This window comes from Micromonospora sp. SL4-19, assembly GCF_047921475.1.
In the GTDB taxonomy this organism is placed as follows: domain Bacteria; phylum Actinomycetota; class Actinomycetes; order Mycobacteriales; family Micromonosporaceae; genus Micromonospora.
Window position 1 is genome coordinate 48,564 of record NZ_JBLROB010000028.1, and the last position, 15,190, is coordinate 63,753.

A 15,190-nucleotide genomic window follows, 5' to 3' on the forward strand; every position below is an offset into this window, starting at 1 on the left:
TCGATCGGCCGGGCGGTGTCAGTAGACCAGGGCCTGGGCACCCTCGGTCATCGCCTCCTCGACGAAGACCGCCGCGCCGGCGATGCGTACGCCGGGGATGACGTCGCCCGGGCCGATGTCCCGGCGGGCCGCGCACTGGGTGCAGGCGGTTACCTTGCCGGTGGCCAGGATCACGTGCAGCAGCTCGGCCAGCGGCGCGGAGTGCGGCAGCTCGAACTCCTGCGCGCGCCCGGGCAGCGCGAACCAGGTCGACTCCCCGGTCAGCCAGAGCGACACGTCGACCCCGGCGGCAGCCGCCGTGGCGGCGACGGTGAAGGCCTGCGCGCAGCGTTCGGGGGAGTCCGCGCCGGCGGTGGCCTTGACGACGAGAGAGCGGGCCATGGGGCCAGCATAGGATGACCCGGATGGTTACCGAGATCGGGTTCGTCAGCCTGCTGGTCGCCGGCCTGGGCGCGCTCGCTGGTGGCCTGGTCTATCTGGCCGTACGCATTTCGAGAGGTAAATGGTGAGCGAGAATCCGCTCGAGCCGCCGCCGTGGCTGAACGCGCCGCCGGTCGACCCGTATCCGTACGAGGAGAGCCACGACCTGCGTGTCGGCCCGAAGCTGCACCCGAGCCTGGACGGCCTGCTGCCGTACATCGGGGTGTGGCGCGGGCGTGGCCGGGGCGGCTTCCCCACCATTGAGGACTTCGACTTCGCGCAGGAGATCCGGATCAGCCACGACGGCCGACCGTTCCTGTTCTACGAGTCGCGCGCCTGGATCCTCGACGAGCAGAGCCGCCCGGTCCGCCCGGCCGGTCGTGAGGTCGGCTGGTGGCGCCCGGTGATGGACGGCGATCGGGCCACCGCCGAGTTGGAAGCCTTGATGACCACGCCCACCGGCGTGATGGAGCTGCACCTCGGCAAGCGCAACGGCACCCAGATCGAGTTCGCCACCGACGCTGTGGTCCGCACGGCCACCGCCAAGGAGGTCACCGCGGGTGCCCGGCTGTTCGGCATCGTCGAAGGCGCCCTGCTGTACGCCCAGGAGATGGCCGCCATGGGCCACGCCCTGAGCCCCCACCTCTCCGCCCGGCTCATCCGCGTCGCCGGCTGATCCCCCCGCTGCTGTTGATCAAGAGGTTTGCGTCCGGAAGCCGGCCGCCGGCAGGCGCAACCTCCTGATCAACGCGATCAAGGCCGGGGGAGGGGGAAGCCGAGGAGGGTGAGCAGGTCGGCGGTGCGCGGAGACCGGGGCAGGGGGGCGCCGTCGAGGGCGCGGACCTCGGCCGGGCCGCGGAGCGACGAGGTGAGCCAGACCCCGTCGGCCGCGTGCAGCTCCGCCGGGGTGACCAGCCGTTCCTCGGCGACCAGGCCCAGGTCGGCGGTGTGGTCGAGGAGCCACCGAGCGGTCACCCCGGGCAGCACCCCGGTGGCCACCGCCGGCACCGTGCAGAGCGTGCGGCCGGTCAGCCAGACCACGTTCGCGCTCGGCCCCTCCAGCACGTACCCGTCGGTGGAGGTCCAGAGCACGTCGTCGAATCCGGCGCGGGCCGCCCAGCGGCGGGCCGCGGTGCTCGCCGCGTACGAGGTGGACTTGATCCCGGCCGGGAGCCAGTCCAGCTCCGGGCGGGACCGGGCGGCCACCCCGAGCGGCAGGGTGGCCACGGTCACGCCGTCCCGCCGGGCCTGCTTCGCCGCCGCCGGGACTTCGCTCAGCGTGGCGTAGACGGTCGGCGATCCGCCGCCCTCCGGCCCCCGCGTACAGACCAGCCGCAGCGCTCCCTCCACGTCGGGCGGCCAGCCGGCCCGGACCGCGTCGAGCAGCTCGACCAGCGCGCCGGCGGGCGGCAACGCCAGCGCGATCGCCGCCGCTCCGGCCACCAGCCGGGCCAGGTGGGCGTCGCGCAGCCAGGGCAGCCCGCCGCGCAGGTGCATGGTCTCGAAGAGGCCGTCCCCGTGCAGCACGCCCCGGTCGTCCCCGCGCAGCACCGCCTCCCCGGCCGGGACCAAGCCCCGGCCCAGCACGGCCACCCGCGATGCCTCCACGAGGGCCGAGGGTAGCCGGGTACGGCGGCGACGACCGGACCGGCGGGGCGGCCGAACTATGATCGAACGGTGTCCGAATCCTCCCTCGCGGAACTGCTCCGCTCCCGTGGCCTGCGGCTGACCGCGCAGCGACAGCTGGTCCTGCAGGCGGTCATGGAGCTGGGGCACGCGACGCCGGAGCAGGTGCACACGGCGGTCCGGGAGGTGGCCGCCGGCGTCAACATCACCACCATCTACCGCACGTTGGAACTGCTGGAACGGCTCGGCCTGGTGACGCACACGCACCTGTCGCACGGCTCGCCGACGTACCATGCGGCCGGCGAGCACCAGCACGTCCACCTGGTCTGCCGGGAGTGCGGCGCGATCGACGAGATCGAGCCGGAGCTGCTCCGCCCGCTCGTCGACCAGTTGGCCGTACAGCGGGGATTCCGGGTCGACATCGGGCACGTGGCGCTGTTCGGCGTCTGCGGGCTGTGCGAGGACGGGGAGGCAAGATGATCGACATCGCGGGTGCGGTGGCCGCCGAGGCGATCGACGAGGAGACCCGGGACCAGCCTGAGCCGGTCCACCGGGCGGCCGGGGTCGGCCCGGTGGCCGCCCACTACGGCGACCCGATGCGCGAGCAGCGCATCCTCACCACCGGCGTCGGCCTGGTCGACCGCTCGCACCGAGGCGTGGTGGCGGTGCCCGGCGAGGAGCGGCTCGGCTGGTTGCACACCCTGACCAGCCAGCACCTCGCCGCGCTGAGCGCCTGGCAGGGCAGCGAGCTGCTGGTGCTCTCTCCGCACGGGCACGTCGAGCAGCACGCCATGGTCGCCGAGGACGGCGAGACCACCTGGCTGGACACCGAGCCCGGGATGACCGCCGGGCTGCTGTCGTACCTGGAGAAGATGCGGTTCTTCAGCAAGGTCGAGCCGCGCGACGCCACGGCCGACCACGCGCTGCTGTCGCTGGTCGGCCCGGAGGCCACCGGCTCACTCGACATCCTCGGGGTCACCGGGCTGGCCGCGCCGGACCTGGTCGCGGTGCCCGGTCCGAAGTTCCGCTCCGGCGAGCTGCCGGCCCGGCCCACCGTCGTGTACGACGTGAAGCCGCTGTCGACCGGCGGGTGGGCCCGGCGGGTGGCGCTCGGTGTGGACCTGCTGGTGCCTCGCCCGGCCATGGCTGGGGTGGTGGACGAGCTGCGGGGGGCGGGCGTGCCGGTGGCCGGGCTGTGGGCGTACGAGGCGGTCCGGGTGGCCGCCCGGCAGCCCCGGGTCGGGGTGGACACCGACCACCGCACCATCCCGGCCGAGGTGGGCCTGGTCGCACCCGCCGTGCACCTGGACAAGGGCTGCTACCGGGGGCAGGAGACGGTGGCCCGGGTGCACAACATGGGCAGGCCGCCACGCCGGCTGGTCCTGCTGCACCTCGACGGGGTGACCACCGACCAGCCGCCCACCGCCGGAACGCCGGTGACCCTCGACGGCCGGGCGGTGGGTTTCGTCGGCACCGCGGTGCACCACCACGAGCTGGGTCAGGTCGCCCTCGCCGTGGTGAAGCGCAACGTCCCCGACGACGCCCGCCTGATGGTCGGCGAGACGGCTGCCGCCATCGACCCGGCGTAAGGGTGTCGTGCCGTCGACCGTAAGGCGGGAATTCTTCCGCTTTCCCGGTCGGTCGCGGATGATTCTTCCGTCGCGACGTGCTCCGTCCGTCGACCGCAGGCGGTCGGACGTCTAGGATCGCCGGCATGACGACAGGGACGTTGATCACGGTTGCCCCCACCGGTGCGGAGTCGGCCAAGGCGGAGGTGCCGGCGCTGCCGGTGACCCTCGACGAGCTGCTGCTGACCGCCAAGGAGTGCGAGGCGCTCGGCGCCGCCGTGATCCACGTCCACATCCGGGACGACGAGGCGAAGCCCACCCTCGACCAGGGCCGGCTGCGGGAGACCGTGGCGGCGCTGCGGGAGGGCACCGACCTGATCGTGCAGCTCTCCTCCGGTGGCGCGGTGACCGACCCCGAGGCCGACCGGCTGGCCGTGCTGGACGCCGCGCCGGACATGGCCTCCTGCACCATGGGCACGGTCAACTTCGGCGACGACGTCTTCATGAACCGCTGGGAGTTCATCGTCGACCTGCACACCCGGATGCAGGAGAAGGCCGTCGTCCCCGAGTACGAGATCTTCGAACTCGGCCACCTCACCGCCCTCCAGCGCCTCCTCGGCAAGTACGGCCTGCCGCACGGCGGGCACGTGCACGTCGACTTCGTGATGGGTGTGCCGGGCGGTATGCCGGGCACCACCGCGACCCTGGTCGCCGCCCAGCAGATGCTGCGCGACCTGCCGGAGGGCACCACCTTCTCGGCCACCGGGATCGGTCGCAGCACCATCCCGGTGATGCTGGCCTCCCTCTCGGCGGGTGGTCACCTCCGGGTCGGCATGGAGGACACGATCACCTACGCCAAGGGGCAGCCGGTCGAGTCCAACATGCAGCTCGTCGCCCGCGCGGTCGGCTTCGCCCAGCTCGCCCAGCGTCCGCCGCTGACCATCGCCGAGGCCCGGCAGCTGCTCGGCCTGTAAGCCGCGGCCCACCCGGCGCCCCTGTACGCCGACGGCCGACGCCGCTGGTCACCCCGGTGTCGGCCCCGTCGGCCCCGTCGGTACCTTCCACGTTGTGGGAAAGACGTACGAGGGCGGCGTGCCGCTCGCCGAGGTGGTCCGGTCCGGGTTCGTGGAGGGCGTCCACCGCGGTTCCGTGGTGGTGCTCGACGCCGCCGGTGCGCCGGTGGCTGAGGCGGGGGACGCGGCCTCGCCGATCTTCCCTCGCTCGTCCAACAAGCCGATGCAGGCGATCGGGATGCTCCGGGCCGGGTTGCCGCTGACCGAGCCGGCCGACGTGGCGCTGGTCTCGGCCAGCCACGCCGGCGAGGAGTTCCACGTGGAGCGGGTCAACGCCCTGCTGCGCCGCGCCGGCCTGACCGAGGAGGCGCTGCACTGCCCGCCGGACCTACCCGTCGGCGAGTCGGCCCGGGAGGCGGTGCTGCGGGCCGGCGGCGGGCCGACGCGGATCCAGATGAACTGCTCCGGCAAGCACACCGGAATGCTGCTGACCTGCCTCGCCGCCGGCTGGCCGCTGGACGGCTACTGGCGGCCCGAGCATCCACTCCAGCAGGGGCTGACCGCCGCGATCGAGGAGTTCACCGGGGAGCCGGCGGCGGCCGTCGGGGTGGACGGCTGTGGGGCACCCGTGCTCGCCGTCTCGCTGGCCGGGCTGGCACGGGCGTACCTGCGGCTGGTCACCGCCGAGCCCGGAACCGTCGAGCGGACCGTGGCCGACGCGATGCGGACGTATCCGGAACTGGTGGGTGGCACCCTGGCGGACGACACCCGGCTGATGCGGGGCGTACCGGGGCTGCTGGCGAAGGTCGGCGCGGAGGGCGTGATCGCGGCGGCCATCCCGGGGGTCGGCGCGGTCGCCCTCAAGATCGACGACGGCGCCGGGCGGGCCCGGATGCCGGTGCTGGTCTCGGCGCTGCGCCGGCTCGGCGTCGAGGCCCCGGTGCTGGCCGAGTATGCCGACGTGCCGCTGCTCGGCGGCGGCCTGCCGGTGGGGGCGGTGCGCCCCGTCTGGTGACCCGCGTGCCGGCGTCCGCCGCGGCAGCGGGCGGACGCCGGCTGCGCCCGGGCCACCCCGCCCGGATGCGGCGGCGGCTCAGGGCAGGAAGTCGAGCAGGGCGGCGTTGACCGGTTCGGGGCGCTCGAGGGGCAGCAGGTGGGCGGCGTCCGGGACGTCTGGCAGGCGCACCCCCTGCGGGGCCTCGGCGGCGATCCGGTCGGCGAGGCGGCGCAGGTCCGCGACGTCGTCCGCGCCGGTCCCGACCAGCACCGGCATCCGCAGCTCGGTCAGCCGGTCGATCGCCGGCGGGTCGAGTTCGCCCGCCTCGACGGCGCTGAGCGCCTTTTCGGCGGCCAGCGCCTGCCGATCCATCTCCTCGGCGAACCGGATCAACTCGGGATCCACGTCCTCCGGGCGGCGGGTCGGGCCGACCACCCAGAACCGCACCTCGCCGGCCGCGGTCGCCGCGAGGTCCTCCGGGTTCACCTCGCCGACCAGCTCCTCCCAGAGCCGTTCGGTCTCCTCGGACCACTCGTTGCCGGAGACCGGGGCGCCGAACAGGGCCAGCGCGGAGACGCGCTCCGGGTGCGCCAGTGCGGCGTCCGCCGCGACCCGGCCGCCGAACGAGCAGCCGACCAGGGCGGCGCTCGCGATGCCGAGGGCGTCCAGCAGCCCGACCACGTCGTCGTGGTGCGCGAAGGGCGCGGCTGGCAGCTCGGAGTCGCCGTATCCGCGCAGGTCGACGGCGATCACCCGATGTCGGGCGGCCAGCGCGGGCACCAGGCCTCGCCACATCCGTCGGTCCGCGATCCCGGCGTGCACCAGCACCACGGGATTGCCGCTGCCGGCCTCGTCGTACGCGAGCAGGGCGCCGTTGACTTCGATCTTGGCCACGGGGGAACCGTACGGATCGGACCCCGGGCCCGCAACCGGCTATCCGCGAGGTTGCTAACTCTGGTTAGCGTTTTGCTTGCAATAGCTAGCAGGGGGAAGTAACGTGGAGTCATGGCCACCAGCAAGGACCTACCCGACGTCGGCGGGTTCATTCGCGACCTGCGGCGAAACGCGAAGATCTCGCTTCGCCAACTCGCCGAGCAGGCCGGCGTGAGCAACCCGTACCTGAGCCAGATCGAGCGCGGCCTGCGCAAGCCGAGCGCGGAGGTGCTCCAGCAGCTCGCCAGCGCTCTGCGCGTCTCCACCCCGGCGATGTACCTGCGGGCCGGGCTGCTCGACGCCAAGGAGGGGCAGGGCGTGCTCGCGGCGATCGCCGTCGACCCCGAGCTGACCATGGCCCAGAAGCAGTCGCTCACCCAGATCTACGAGACGTTCCGCCGGGAGAACGCCCGGCTCGCCGAGGCGACCGCCGCCGCGCAGGCGGCCACCGAGCCGGCCCCGGCGGCCGGCGCCCCGGCCGAGGCGCCGCAGGCGCCGACCATCGTCACGCCGGCGGCGACCGGACCCACGACGCCGGCCGGCGCCCCGACCGAGGCGGTCATCGAGTCGGTCGCCGTCACCGAGGCGGGGGCCACCCCCGCCCCGACCACCGCCGTCCCCCACGAGGAGACCGCCCGCGGGGCGGTCCGGAAGGCCGCCGGTGCGGCCGAGGAGGAGAAGTCATGACACAGCCGAGGACCAATCGCATTCCGGCCCCGATCTACGCCGCCGCCGGTGCCGGCGAGCTCGCCCTTGAGCAGCTGCGCAAGCTCCCCGCCGTGGTCGGTGGACTGGGCACCCGGGTCGTCCTCGACCTCGGCGGCAGGGCCGTGGTCACCGGCCTTGAGCTGCGCCAGAAGGCGGCCGAGACGTTCGAGAGGCTGAAGACCGCCGACCTGACCGCGACCGGCCTGCGGGACAAGGCCACCGCCGCGGATCTCGATCTGGTCAAGCTCCGCGAGGCCGCCACCCGCAACGCCGCCACCGTTCTGGCCGGCGCCCAGTCCGCCCCGGAGCGGGCCCTGGCCGGCGCCCAGGCCGCCCAGGAGCGGGCCGAGCGCGCCGTGGCCAGCGCACACGAGCGCGCCCTGGCCACGTACGCCGAGCTGGTCGCCCGGGGCGAGCGGGTCGTCGGCGCCGGCGTGCTGGAGGCCGCCGACACGGTGAACGCCGACATCGAGGCGACCGAGGCCGACCGTGCCCCGCAGGCCGGCCCCACGCCGGTCGCCGAGCCCGCCCCGCCCGCCGAGGCGCCCAGCCCGGCCGACGTGGCCGAGGCGGTCGAGGCCAAGCCCGCCGCGGTGAAGCGGACCCGGGCCACCAAGGCCACCGCCACCAAGGCCACCGCGGCGAAGCCCGCCACCCCGTCGGCGAAGCTGCCGAAGGCCACCAAGCGGGCCCGCCCGGCCGACGAGTAGGTCGATCCTGGACCGAGACCCCGGGCGGCGTCCTGTCGGACGTTTCCGGGGTCTCGGCATAAGCTTGCCCCCATGGCCTACGCCGCGCCGATCTTCGCGTTCGAAGTCCGCTACGTGATCGAGCTGATCCTGCTCGTCTTCGCCCTGGTGCTCGAGGGAGTGGCGTTGGTGCACGCGATCACCCAGCGCTCCGACGCGTTCGCCGCGATCGGCACCCTGCCCAAGGGCGGCTGGATCGCCATCCTGGCGGTCTGCCTGGTGCTCACCCTGCTGGGCTTCGGCCCGGTCAGCATCTTCGGACTGATCGGCATCGCGGCCGGTCTCATCTACCTGCTGGATGTGCGACCCGGCCTGCGTGACCTGCACGGCGGCCGAGGCTCCTGGTGAGGGGTTTCCGCTGGCCCCCACCGCCGGACGGCGGCCCCCGCACCTGGGGCCCCGGCCCCGGCGCTCCCCGCACCGGCCGCCCGGCCCTGCCCGAGCCGGAGACCGAGCTGGTCACCACCCCGCACGACGTACGGCTGGAGCGGCTGGTCACCGGCACCGGTGACCCGGTGACGGTGTTCGCGCACGGGCTCGGCAACGGCATCGCCACCACCCGCCCGTTCGGCAGCGCGGTCACCGGTCGGAAGATCTTCTTCCAGTTCCGCGGGCACGGCCGTTCCGATTCGCCGCCCGGGCCCTGGACCTACCTGGACCTGGCCCGGGACCTGCGGGCGATCGCCGATCTCGGCAGCGCCACCCGTGCCTTCGGATCGAGCCTCGGGGCCGGCGCGCTGTGCCGGCTGCTCGCCGAGAGCCCGGAACGCTTCGAGAAGCTGGTGTTCTTCCTCCCGGCCGTGCTGGACACGCCGCGCGGCGAGACGGCCCGGGCCCGGCTCACCGACCTGCTCGACGCGGTGGCGGCCGGGGACGCGTCCGCGCTGGCCGACGTGGTGTCGCTGGAGCTGCCGCCGGCCGTGCGCAACACCCCGGCCGGCTGGGCGTACCTCCGGCAGCGGCTGGACCAGCTGCTCCGCGACGGGCTGGCACCGGGGCTGGCCAGCCTGCCGGAGCAGGCCCCGCTGCGGACCGCCGGCTCGCTGGCCGCGGTCGCCGCGCCGGCGCTGGTGATCGGCTGCGTCGGGGACGACCTGCACCCGGTGGCGGTCGCCGAGCAGTTGGCCGCCGCGCTCCCGCACGCCACCCTGCACGTGTACGACCGGCCGGGCGTGCTCTGGACGGAACGCGCCGACCTGCGGGAGCGGATCTCGACGTTCCTGAACGAGTAACGTCATCTGTCATGGGCGTCACACACCACGGGCGTACGCACCGCCTCGACCTCGCCGACCCCACCCTGCGGGAGTGGGAGTGCACGGTGCTGGCGGCCGATCCCGAGCAGGGCATCGTGCTGGACCGGTCGGCCTTCTATCCCGGCGGTGGCGGTCAGCCGCCGGACCACGGGGTGCTGCTCTGGCAGGGGGTGCAGACCCGGATCGTGGGCACCCGCAAGGGCGACGATCTCTGGCTGATCCCGGCCGAAGGTGATCCGGTGCCGCCGGTCGGCACCGCCGTCACCGGCGCGGTCGAGGACGCCCGCCGGAGCATGCTGATGCGGACCCACTCCGGCCTGCACGTGCTGTGCGGAGTGGTCTTCCGCGACTTCGGCGCGCTGGTCACCGGGGGCAACATGGAGCCCGGCGAGGCCAGGATGGACTTCAACCTTCCCGAGGTGCCGCCGGACTTCAAGACCCGGATCGAGGAGCTGGTCAACGCCGAGGTGGCCGCCGACCGGTCGGTCGCCGTCCGGGTGCTGCCCCGGGCGGAGGCGCTCGCCCTGCCGGACATCATCCGTACCCAGTCCAACCTGATCCCGCCGGACGAGCACGAGGTCCGGATCGTCGACATCGTCGGGCTGGACGTGCAGGCCGACGGGGGCACCCACGTCGCCTCGACCGCCCAGATCGGCAAGGTGCAGGTGGTCAAGGTGGAGAGCAAGGGCCGGGCCAACCGCCGGGTCCGCGTCCGCCTGGCGGACTAGGGTCACGCTGTTCTGCCCAGCGCAAGATCGTGCTCGATCCAGGAAGTTGTGGCCTCGGAGCGGCCAGGATGCCACTCGTTCCACGATCGAGCACGATCTTGGCTCATCTGGGCAGGTGGGCGGCCCGGACGTCGAGCAGCCAGCGTTCCACGGTCTCCTCGTCGGGCCGGTCGGGCAGCGGCGTACGGATCCGGTCGAAGTCCCGCTCGGCGTCGGCGACCAGCGCCTCCGCCTCGTCCAGCGCGCCGCCGGCGACCCGCTCGCCGAAGGCCCGGAACCACTCCGGGTCGGCCAGCCGGATCTCCAACGTCCCGGTCGCGTAGAGCACCCGCCCCTGGTGCAGCAGCCGGGCCAGGTGGCGGGCGTGCTTCGCCGAGCGCCGCCGGCCGCCGACGCTGGAGTCCCGGGCGGTCAGCTTCCGGAACTGCTGGGAGGCGTACCCGAGGTAGGCGTCCCGGACCCGGGGCGCGCTGAGGAAGGCCGAGCGGATGGCGATCAGCCGCGCGCCGAACTCCGTCCGGGTCTCGTAGCAGTCGTCCGGCAGCCACATCAGCTCGGTGGCCGTCGGGTTGCCGCTCAGCGCCAGGCGGCAGTACTTCGCGCATTCGTGCAGCGTGACGTCCGGGTCGGCGGTGACCACCGACTCGCGCGGCGGGTGCAGGCCGTGGAACGCGACCGTCGGCGCGGCGAAGACGCCGATCCGGTCCACGTCCGAACCGGGGCCGGCCAGCCCGTAGGCGACCGAGCCGACGATCCCGGAGAGCAGCAGGTGCATGCCGGCCATGATGGCGGATCCGGATCGGCTGGAAAACCGGACTTCCGCTGTCAGGTATCGCTGCCATCGTCGGCACCATGACGCAACCGCTGACAGGGAAGATCGCGCTGGTCGCCGGGGCGACCCGGGGCGCCGGCCGGCAGATCGCCGTCCAGCTCGGCGCCGCCGGGGCCACCGTCTACGCCACCGGCCGCAGCACCCGGGAGCGCCGGTCCGAGATGGACCGGCCGGAGACCATCGAGGAGACCGCCGAGCTGATCACCGCGGCCGGCGGCACCGGCATCGCCGTACCGGTCGACCACCTCGACCCCGACCAGGTACGTCGCCTGGTCGAACGGATCGACGCCGAGCAGGGCCGGCTGGACGTGCTGGTCAACGACATCTGGGGCGCCGATCCGCTGGTCACCTGGGAGAAGCCGGTCTGGCAGCAACCCCTCGACGCCGGCTTCCGTACCCTCCGACTGGCCGTGGACACGCACATCATCACCAGCCACTTCGCCCTGCCCCTGCTGATCCGCAGCCCGGGCGGCCTGGTCGTGGAGGTCGGCGACGGCACCCAGGAGTACAACGACCGGACGTACCGGCTCTCGCTCTTCTACGACCTGGCCAAGGCGTCGGTGAACCGGCTCGCCTTCAGCCAGGCGCACGAGCTGGAGCCGCACGGCTGCACGGCGGTGGCTCTCACCCCCGGCTGGCTGCGCTCCGAGGCGATGCTGGAGCACTTCGGCGTCACCGAGGCCACCTGGCGGGACGGCGCGGCGAAGGATCCGCACTTCGTCATGTCGGAGACGCCGGCCTTCGTCGGGCGCGCGGTGGCCGCCCTGGCCGCCGATCCGGACCGGGCCCGCTGGACCGGCCGGTCCGTCGACGCCGGCAGCCTCGCCCAGGTGTACGGCTTCACCGACCTCGACGGCACCCGACCACACTTCTTCCGCTACCACGAGGAAGTGATCAAGACCGGGAAGCCGGCGGACGACCGCGGCTACCGCTGACCGTCTCCCGACGCGGCCGGCCCCTCCAGGTAGAGCGCGGCCGAGCGGCGGGCCACCTCGGCGAACCGCGCCCGCAGTTCGGGCGGGTCGAGCACCTCCACCTCCGGACCCAGCCGGAGCAGCACGTCGTACGCCACCGGCACGGACTCGACGGGCAGCCGGGTCGTCACCCAGCCCCGCCCGTCGGGTTCGCCCGCCCCGGCCACCGCCTCGTCGTACGCGAAGGGGGCCTCCGCCGCGTGCCGGAGCGTGCGCAGGCCGGCGGGGCTGAGCCGGACGGTGACCTCGGCCCGCAGCATGTCCCGCAGGAACGCCTCGGCCTGCGCCCGCCAGTACGCCCCCAGGTCGAAGCCCTCGTCCCGGTCGAAGGTCTCCTCGCCCACCTCGACGCCGACCACCCGGTCCACCCGGTACGTCCGGTGCCCGTCGCCGACCCGGCCGACCAGATACCAGACGCCGCTCTTCAGCACCAGCCCGTACGGCTGGACCGTGCGGGTCACCTCCCGCTCGCCCCGGCGGTAGCGCAGCTCCACCACCCGGTCCCGCCAGACCGCCCGGGCGAGGTCGGCCAGCCAGGGTGGCGGGGCCGACTCGCGGAACCAGCCCGGAACGTCGAGATGGAACCGCTGCCCGGTCCGGGCCGGCGCGTCCCGCAGGCTCGGCGGGAGCGCGGCGAGGACCTTCAGTTCGGCGGCGGCCACCGCGTCGGCCAGCCCCATGTCACCGGCCGGCCCGGGCAGCCCCGCCAGGAAGAGCGCCTCCGCCTCGTCCCGGGTCAGCCCGGTCAGCCGCGTGCGGTAGCCGCCGAGCAGGCGGTACCCGCCGGTCCGCCCTCGGTCGGCGTACACGGGCACGCCTGCGGCCGAGAGCGCCAGCACGTCCCGGTAGACGGTGCGTTCCGAGACCTCCAACTCGCGGGCCAGCTCGGCCGCGGTCATCGTCCCCCGCGACTGAAGCAGCAGAACCACTGAGATCAACCGAGCCGCCCGCACCCGCCTATTGTGTAAGGAGGGTCCCTTCTCCACGCCGCCGGTAGTGCGGTGACCCCGGCGGACGGCCGCTAGGCTCCGGTCGTGGACGTACCCCGCCTCGCCGCCCCGGTGGCCAGCACCGTCAGCCGCTTTCTCGCCGGCGCGGGCCTGCTGGTGCGCGGCCTCGGCCTCTACGTCCGTAGCCCCGGGCTGATGCTGCTCGGGATCGTGCCGGCGCTGCTCTCTGGCGTGTTCTTCGTGGCCGCGTTCGCCACCCTGCTGTTCTTCGTGGACGACCTCGCCGCGCTGGTCACCCCGTTCGCGGGCGACTGGTCGGCGAGCTGGCGTGGCCTGGTCCGGGTGGTCGCCGGGCTGGCGATCGTCGGGATCGCCGGGCTGCTCGCGGTGCTCACCTTCACCGCGGTCACCCTGGTCATCGGCGACCCGTTCTACGAGAAGATCTCCGAGCGGGTCGAGGACCGGCTCGGCGGCACCCCCGGAGCGGTGGAGGTGCCGTTCTGGGCCTCGCTGCGCCGCAGCATCGTCGACTCGCTGCGGCTGGTGGCCATCTCCGTGCTGGTGGGCGTGCCGCTCTTCGCGGCCGGCTTCATCCCGGTGGTCGGGCAGACGGTGGTTCCGGTGATCGGGGCGGCGGTGGGCGGCTGGTTCCTCGCTCTGGAGTTGGTCGGCGCGCCCTTCTACCGGCGCGGTATGCGGCTGCCGGAGCGCCGCTCGCTGCTCAGGGCCGACCGACCGACCGCCCTCGGCTTCGGGGTGGCCGTCTTCGTCTGCTTCCTGATCCCGCTCGGCGCGGTGCTCGTCATGCCGGCCGCCGTCGCCGGGGCCGCCCTGCTCGCCCGCCGGTCGCTCGGACAGTCCATCGAGGAGGGCTGACATGCAGATCACCCTGGTCGAGGGGGACATCACCGCCCAGCGCGTCGACGCGATCGTCAACGCCGCCAACTCGTCGCTGCTCGGCGGCGGGGGAGTGGACGGCGCGATCCACCGCAAGGGCGGGCCGGCCATCCTGGCCGAGTGCCGGGCGCTGCGTGCCTCCCGGTACGGCCGCGGCCTGCCCACCGGGCAGGCGGTCGCCACCACCGCCGGCGACCTGCCGGCCCGTTGGGTGATCCACACCGTCGGGCCGGTCCACTCGGCCGGCGAGGACCGGTCGGCGCTGCTGCGCGACTGCTACGCCAACAGCCTGCGGATCGCCGACGAACTGGGCGCGGAGACGGTCGCCTTCCCGCTGATCTCGGCGGGCGTCTACGGCTGGCCCGTCGACGACGCGGTACGCCAGGCGTGGACCGTGCTGGACGCGGCCACCCCGAGGCGCGTCGCCGAGGCCCGGCTGGTGCTCTTCGGCGCCGACACGTACGCCGTCGCCGAACGGACGGCCGCCGGGCTTAGGTGAGCTCGCGCAGGCAGGACCACCCGGTGGCCACCGGCCGGTAGCCGAGCCGGGCGTTGACCGCCAGCATCGGCGCGTTCGACCCGTCGTTGGAGGTGTACGCGACGCGGACGCCCCCGAGCGCGGCCCGGTGCAGCGCCGCCCGCTTGGCCAGCGTGGCCAGGCCGCGGCCCCGGTGCCCGGGCACCGTGCCGGTGAACGCCGACCACATCCGGTCGCCGTCCCGCTTGACCAGGCTGACCGCGGTCAGCGTGCCGGCCACCTCGGCCACCGTGCTGGCGTCCCGGTCCAGCCCTGGGTTGTCCCAGACCTCGTGGTGCCAGATGTCGTAGCCCATGGCGTCCGTCGGGACGTCGCCCGGTTCGTCCAGCGACGACTCGGCGTCCACCCGGTGGATCTCCCGCGGGTCCACCTCGGTGGCCGCAAGCAGCCGTACGCCCGGCGGGGGCTCGGGCATCGGCGGGGCGGGCTCCAGATCGAGTGCGGAGTAGCGCAGCTCCCGACTGGGCGTGAAGCCGTGCCGGCGGGCGAACGGCAGGGACCCGGGCTGGGACCAGGTGAGCAGGCGCCGCGCGCCGATGACGCGCAGGTGACCGAGCGCGGCGTCCAGGAGCGCGGTGCCGACGCCCCGGCCCCGGTGCGCCGGGTGAACGTGCAAGGTCGAGATCTCCCCCACGTCGGGCTCCGAGGTCTGGCTGTTCCGGTACGCCGACGCCCAGCCGACGACCTGGCCGCCCACCTCGGCCACCCAGGCGGTCCAGTCCTCCTCGGGCGGCGGATGGGCGATCATCTGCCGGGTCGACTCGACCCCGCGTACCAGGTAGGGGTGCACGACTGCCCGGAGCGCCACGACGCCGGGCGCGTCGTCGGGGCGGGCGGATCGGATCAAAGCCACGCGCCGACGGTAGCGATGACCCTCGGAACCGGCGACGGGTTTACGCGCCGGCCAACTCCCGGGCACTTTTGCCCGGAAGCGAAAAAGTCGCGCGCTCACCATCAGAACTTTTGTCTCCGGCATCTGTCCTTTGTGTTGCGCGGCGGTTAAG

At 74.0% G+C, this 15,190-nt stretch carries 20 protein-coding genes; 14 read left to right on the forward strand and 6 right to left on the reverse strand.

Annotation, left to right across the window (positions count from 1 at the left end):
• Positions 1 to 18: 18 nt before the first annotated feature.
• Positions 19 to 381, reverse strand: coding sequence for a DsrE family protein (locus tag ACNAVT_RS25455; protein WP_416299765.1), 363 nt, complete (start codon positions 379 to 381; stop codon positions 19 to 21).
• A 23-nt stretch (positions 382 to 404) separates the two neighbouring features.
• Here ACNAVT_RS25455 and mtfM point away from each other — a divergent pair, with 23 nt between their 5' ends.
• Positions 405 to 509 carry a small membrane protein MtfM gene (gene mtfM, locus ACNAVT_RS25460; protein WP_046570768.1) on the forward strand — a complete coding sequence of 35 codons (105 nt, stop codon included), beginning with the start codon at positions 405 to 407 and terminating at the stop codon, positions 507 to 509.
• Positions 503 to 1,096, forward strand: a complete 594-nt coding sequence (locus ACNAVT_RS25465; protein ID WP_416299767.1) for an FABP family protein — start codon at positions 503 to 505, stop codon at positions 1,094 to 1,096. The genes mtfM and ACNAVT_RS25465 overlap by 7 nt, the downstream gene beginning before the upstream one ends.
• A 77-nt stretch (positions 1,097 to 1,173) precedes the next feature.
• On the opposite strand, the gene ACNAVT_RS25470 is transcribed toward ACNAVT_RS25465, so the two are convergent.
• Positions 1,174 to 2,028, reverse strand: a complete 855-nt coding sequence (locus ACNAVT_RS25470; protein ID WP_416299769.1) for an aminotransferase class IV — start codon at positions 2,026 to 2,028, stop codon at positions 1,174 to 1,176.
• A gap of 69 nt (positions 2,029 to 2,097) precedes the next feature.
• On the opposite strand from ACNAVT_RS25470, the gene ACNAVT_RS25475 reads away from it, so the two are divergent.
• The 4 genes from ACNAVT_RS25475 (at position 2,098) to ACNAVT_RS25490 (ending at position 5,642) form a co-directional block, all read left to right on the forward strand.
• A complete protein-coding gene (locus ACNAVT_RS25475) occupies positions 2,098 to 2,526 on the forward strand; it encodes a Fur family transcriptional regulator (RefSeq protein ID WP_416299771.1) in 429 nt (142 codons plus the stop codon).
• On the forward strand, positions 2,523 to 3,635 hold the full coding sequence (locus ACNAVT_RS25480; protein WP_416299773.1) for a YgfZ/GcvT domain-containing protein: 1,113 nt from the start codon (positions 2,523 to 2,525) through the stop codon (positions 3,633 to 3,635). The genes ACNAVT_RS25475 and ACNAVT_RS25480 overlap by 4 nt, the downstream gene beginning before the upstream one ends.
• 125 nt (positions 3,636 to 3,760) lie before the next feature.
• The gene (locus ACNAVT_RS25485; RefSeq protein ID WP_416299775.1) at positions 3,761 to 4,588 is read left to right on the forward strand and encodes a 3-keto-5-aminohexanoate cleavage protein; all 828 of its coding nucleotides are present in this window, start codon (positions 3,761 to 3,763) and stop codon (positions 4,586 to 4,588) included.
• A 94-nt stretch (positions 4,589 to 4,682) separates the two neighbouring features.
• Positions 4,683 to 5,642, forward strand: a complete 960-nt coding sequence (locus tag ACNAVT_RS25490; protein WP_416299777.1) for an asparaginase — start codon at positions 4,683 to 4,685, stop codon at positions 5,640 to 5,642.
• 78 nt (positions 5,643 to 5,720) lie between these two features.
• Here ACNAVT_RS25490 and ACNAVT_RS25495 read toward each other — a convergent pair whose 3' ends face one another.
• On the reverse strand, positions 5,721 to 6,518 hold the full coding sequence (locus ACNAVT_RS25495; protein WP_416299779.1) for an alpha/beta fold hydrolase: 798 nt from the start codon (positions 6,516 to 6,518) through the stop codon (positions 5,721 to 5,723).
• A 111-nt stretch (positions 6,519 to 6,629) separates the two neighbouring features.
• On the opposite strand from ACNAVT_RS25495, the gene ACNAVT_RS25500 reads away from it, so the two are divergent.
• From ACNAVT_RS25500 to ACNAVT_RS25520, 5 genes are all read left to right on the forward strand, one after another.
• Entirely contained in the window at positions 6,630 to 7,244 is a 615-nt protein-coding gene (locus tag ACNAVT_RS25500) for a helix-turn-helix domain-containing protein (RefSeq protein WP_416299781.1), read from the forward strand.
• Positions 7,241 to 7,975 carry a hypothetical protein gene (locus tag ACNAVT_RS25505; RefSeq protein WP_416299783.1) on the forward strand — a complete coding sequence of 245 codons (735 nt, stop codon included), beginning with the start codon at positions 7,241 to 7,243 and terminating at the stop codon, positions 7,973 to 7,975. The genes ACNAVT_RS25500 and ACNAVT_RS25505 overlap by 4 nt, the downstream gene beginning before the upstream one ends.
• Positions 7,976 to 8,047: 72 nt before the next feature.
• Entirely contained in the window at positions 8,048 to 8,362 is a 315-nt protein-coding gene (locus tag ACNAVT_RS25510; RefSeq protein WP_416299785.1) for a DUF2516 family protein, read from the forward strand.
• Positions 8,359 to 9,246, forward strand: a complete 888-nt coding sequence (locus ACNAVT_RS25515) for an alpha/beta fold hydrolase (RefSeq protein ID WP_416299787.1) — start codon at positions 8,359 to 8,361, stop codon at positions 9,244 to 9,246. The genes ACNAVT_RS25510 and ACNAVT_RS25515 overlap by 4 nt, the downstream gene beginning before the upstream one ends.
• Before the next feature lie 11 nt (positions 9,247 to 9,257).
• Complete coding sequence (locus ACNAVT_RS25520; RefSeq protein ID WP_416299788.1) at positions 9,258 to 9,995, forward strand: alanyl-tRNA editing protein; 738 nt, start codon at positions 9,258 to 9,260, stop codon at positions 9,993 to 9,995.
• A 103-nt stretch (positions 9,996 to 10,098) separates the two neighbouring features.
• Here ACNAVT_RS25520 and ACNAVT_RS25525 read toward each other — a convergent pair whose 3' ends face one another.
• On the reverse strand, positions 10,099 to 10,770 hold the full coding sequence (locus ACNAVT_RS25525; RefSeq protein ID WP_416299815.1) for a DNA polymerase beta superfamily protein: 672 nt from the start codon (positions 10,768 to 10,770) through the stop codon (positions 10,099 to 10,101).
• Between the two features lie 77 nt (positions 10,771 to 10,847).
• Here ACNAVT_RS25525 and ACNAVT_RS25530 point away from each other — a divergent pair, with 77 nt between their 5' ends.
• Positions 10,848 to 11,762 (forward strand): SDR family oxidoreductase, encoded by a 915-nt coding sequence (locus tag ACNAVT_RS25530; protein ID WP_416299789.1) that lies wholly within the window; start codon positions 10,848 to 10,850, stop codon positions 11,760 to 11,762.
• Here ACNAVT_RS25530 and ACNAVT_RS25535 read toward each other — a convergent pair.
• The gene (locus ACNAVT_RS25535; RefSeq protein WP_416299790.1) at positions 11,753 to 12,754 is read right to left on the reverse strand and encodes a helix-turn-helix transcriptional regulator; all 1,002 of its coding nucleotides are present in this window, start codon (positions 12,752 to 12,754) and stop codon (positions 11,753 to 11,755) included. The two genes, ACNAVT_RS25530 and ACNAVT_RS25535, sit on opposite strands and share 10 nt — an antisense overlap.
• Positions 12,755 to 12,835: 81 nt before the next feature.
• Here ACNAVT_RS25535 and ACNAVT_RS25540 point away from each other — a divergent pair, with 81 nt between their 5' ends.
• Positions 12,836 to 13,627, forward strand: a complete 792-nt coding sequence (locus ACNAVT_RS25540; RefSeq protein ID WP_416299791.1) for an EI24 domain-containing protein — start codon at positions 12,836 to 12,838, stop codon at positions 13,625 to 13,627.
• Position 13,628: 1 nt separating this feature from the next.
• Positions 13,629 to 14,147: an O-acetyl-ADP-ribose deacetylase gene (locus ACNAVT_RS25545; RefSeq protein WP_416299792.1), complete on the forward strand. Its 519-nt coding sequence runs from the start codon at positions 13,629 to 13,631 to the stop codon at positions 14,145 to 14,147.
• Here ACNAVT_RS25545 and ACNAVT_RS25550 read toward each other — a convergent pair.
• Positions 14,140 to 15,039 carry a GNAT family N-acetyltransferase gene (locus tag ACNAVT_RS25550; RefSeq protein WP_416299793.1) on the reverse strand — a complete coding sequence of 300 codons (900 nt, stop codon included), beginning with the start codon at positions 15,037 to 15,039 and terminating at the stop codon, positions 14,140 to 14,142. The genes ACNAVT_RS25545 and ACNAVT_RS25550 overlap by 8 nt on opposite strands.
• Positions 15,040 to 15,190 lie beyond the last annotated feature (151 nt).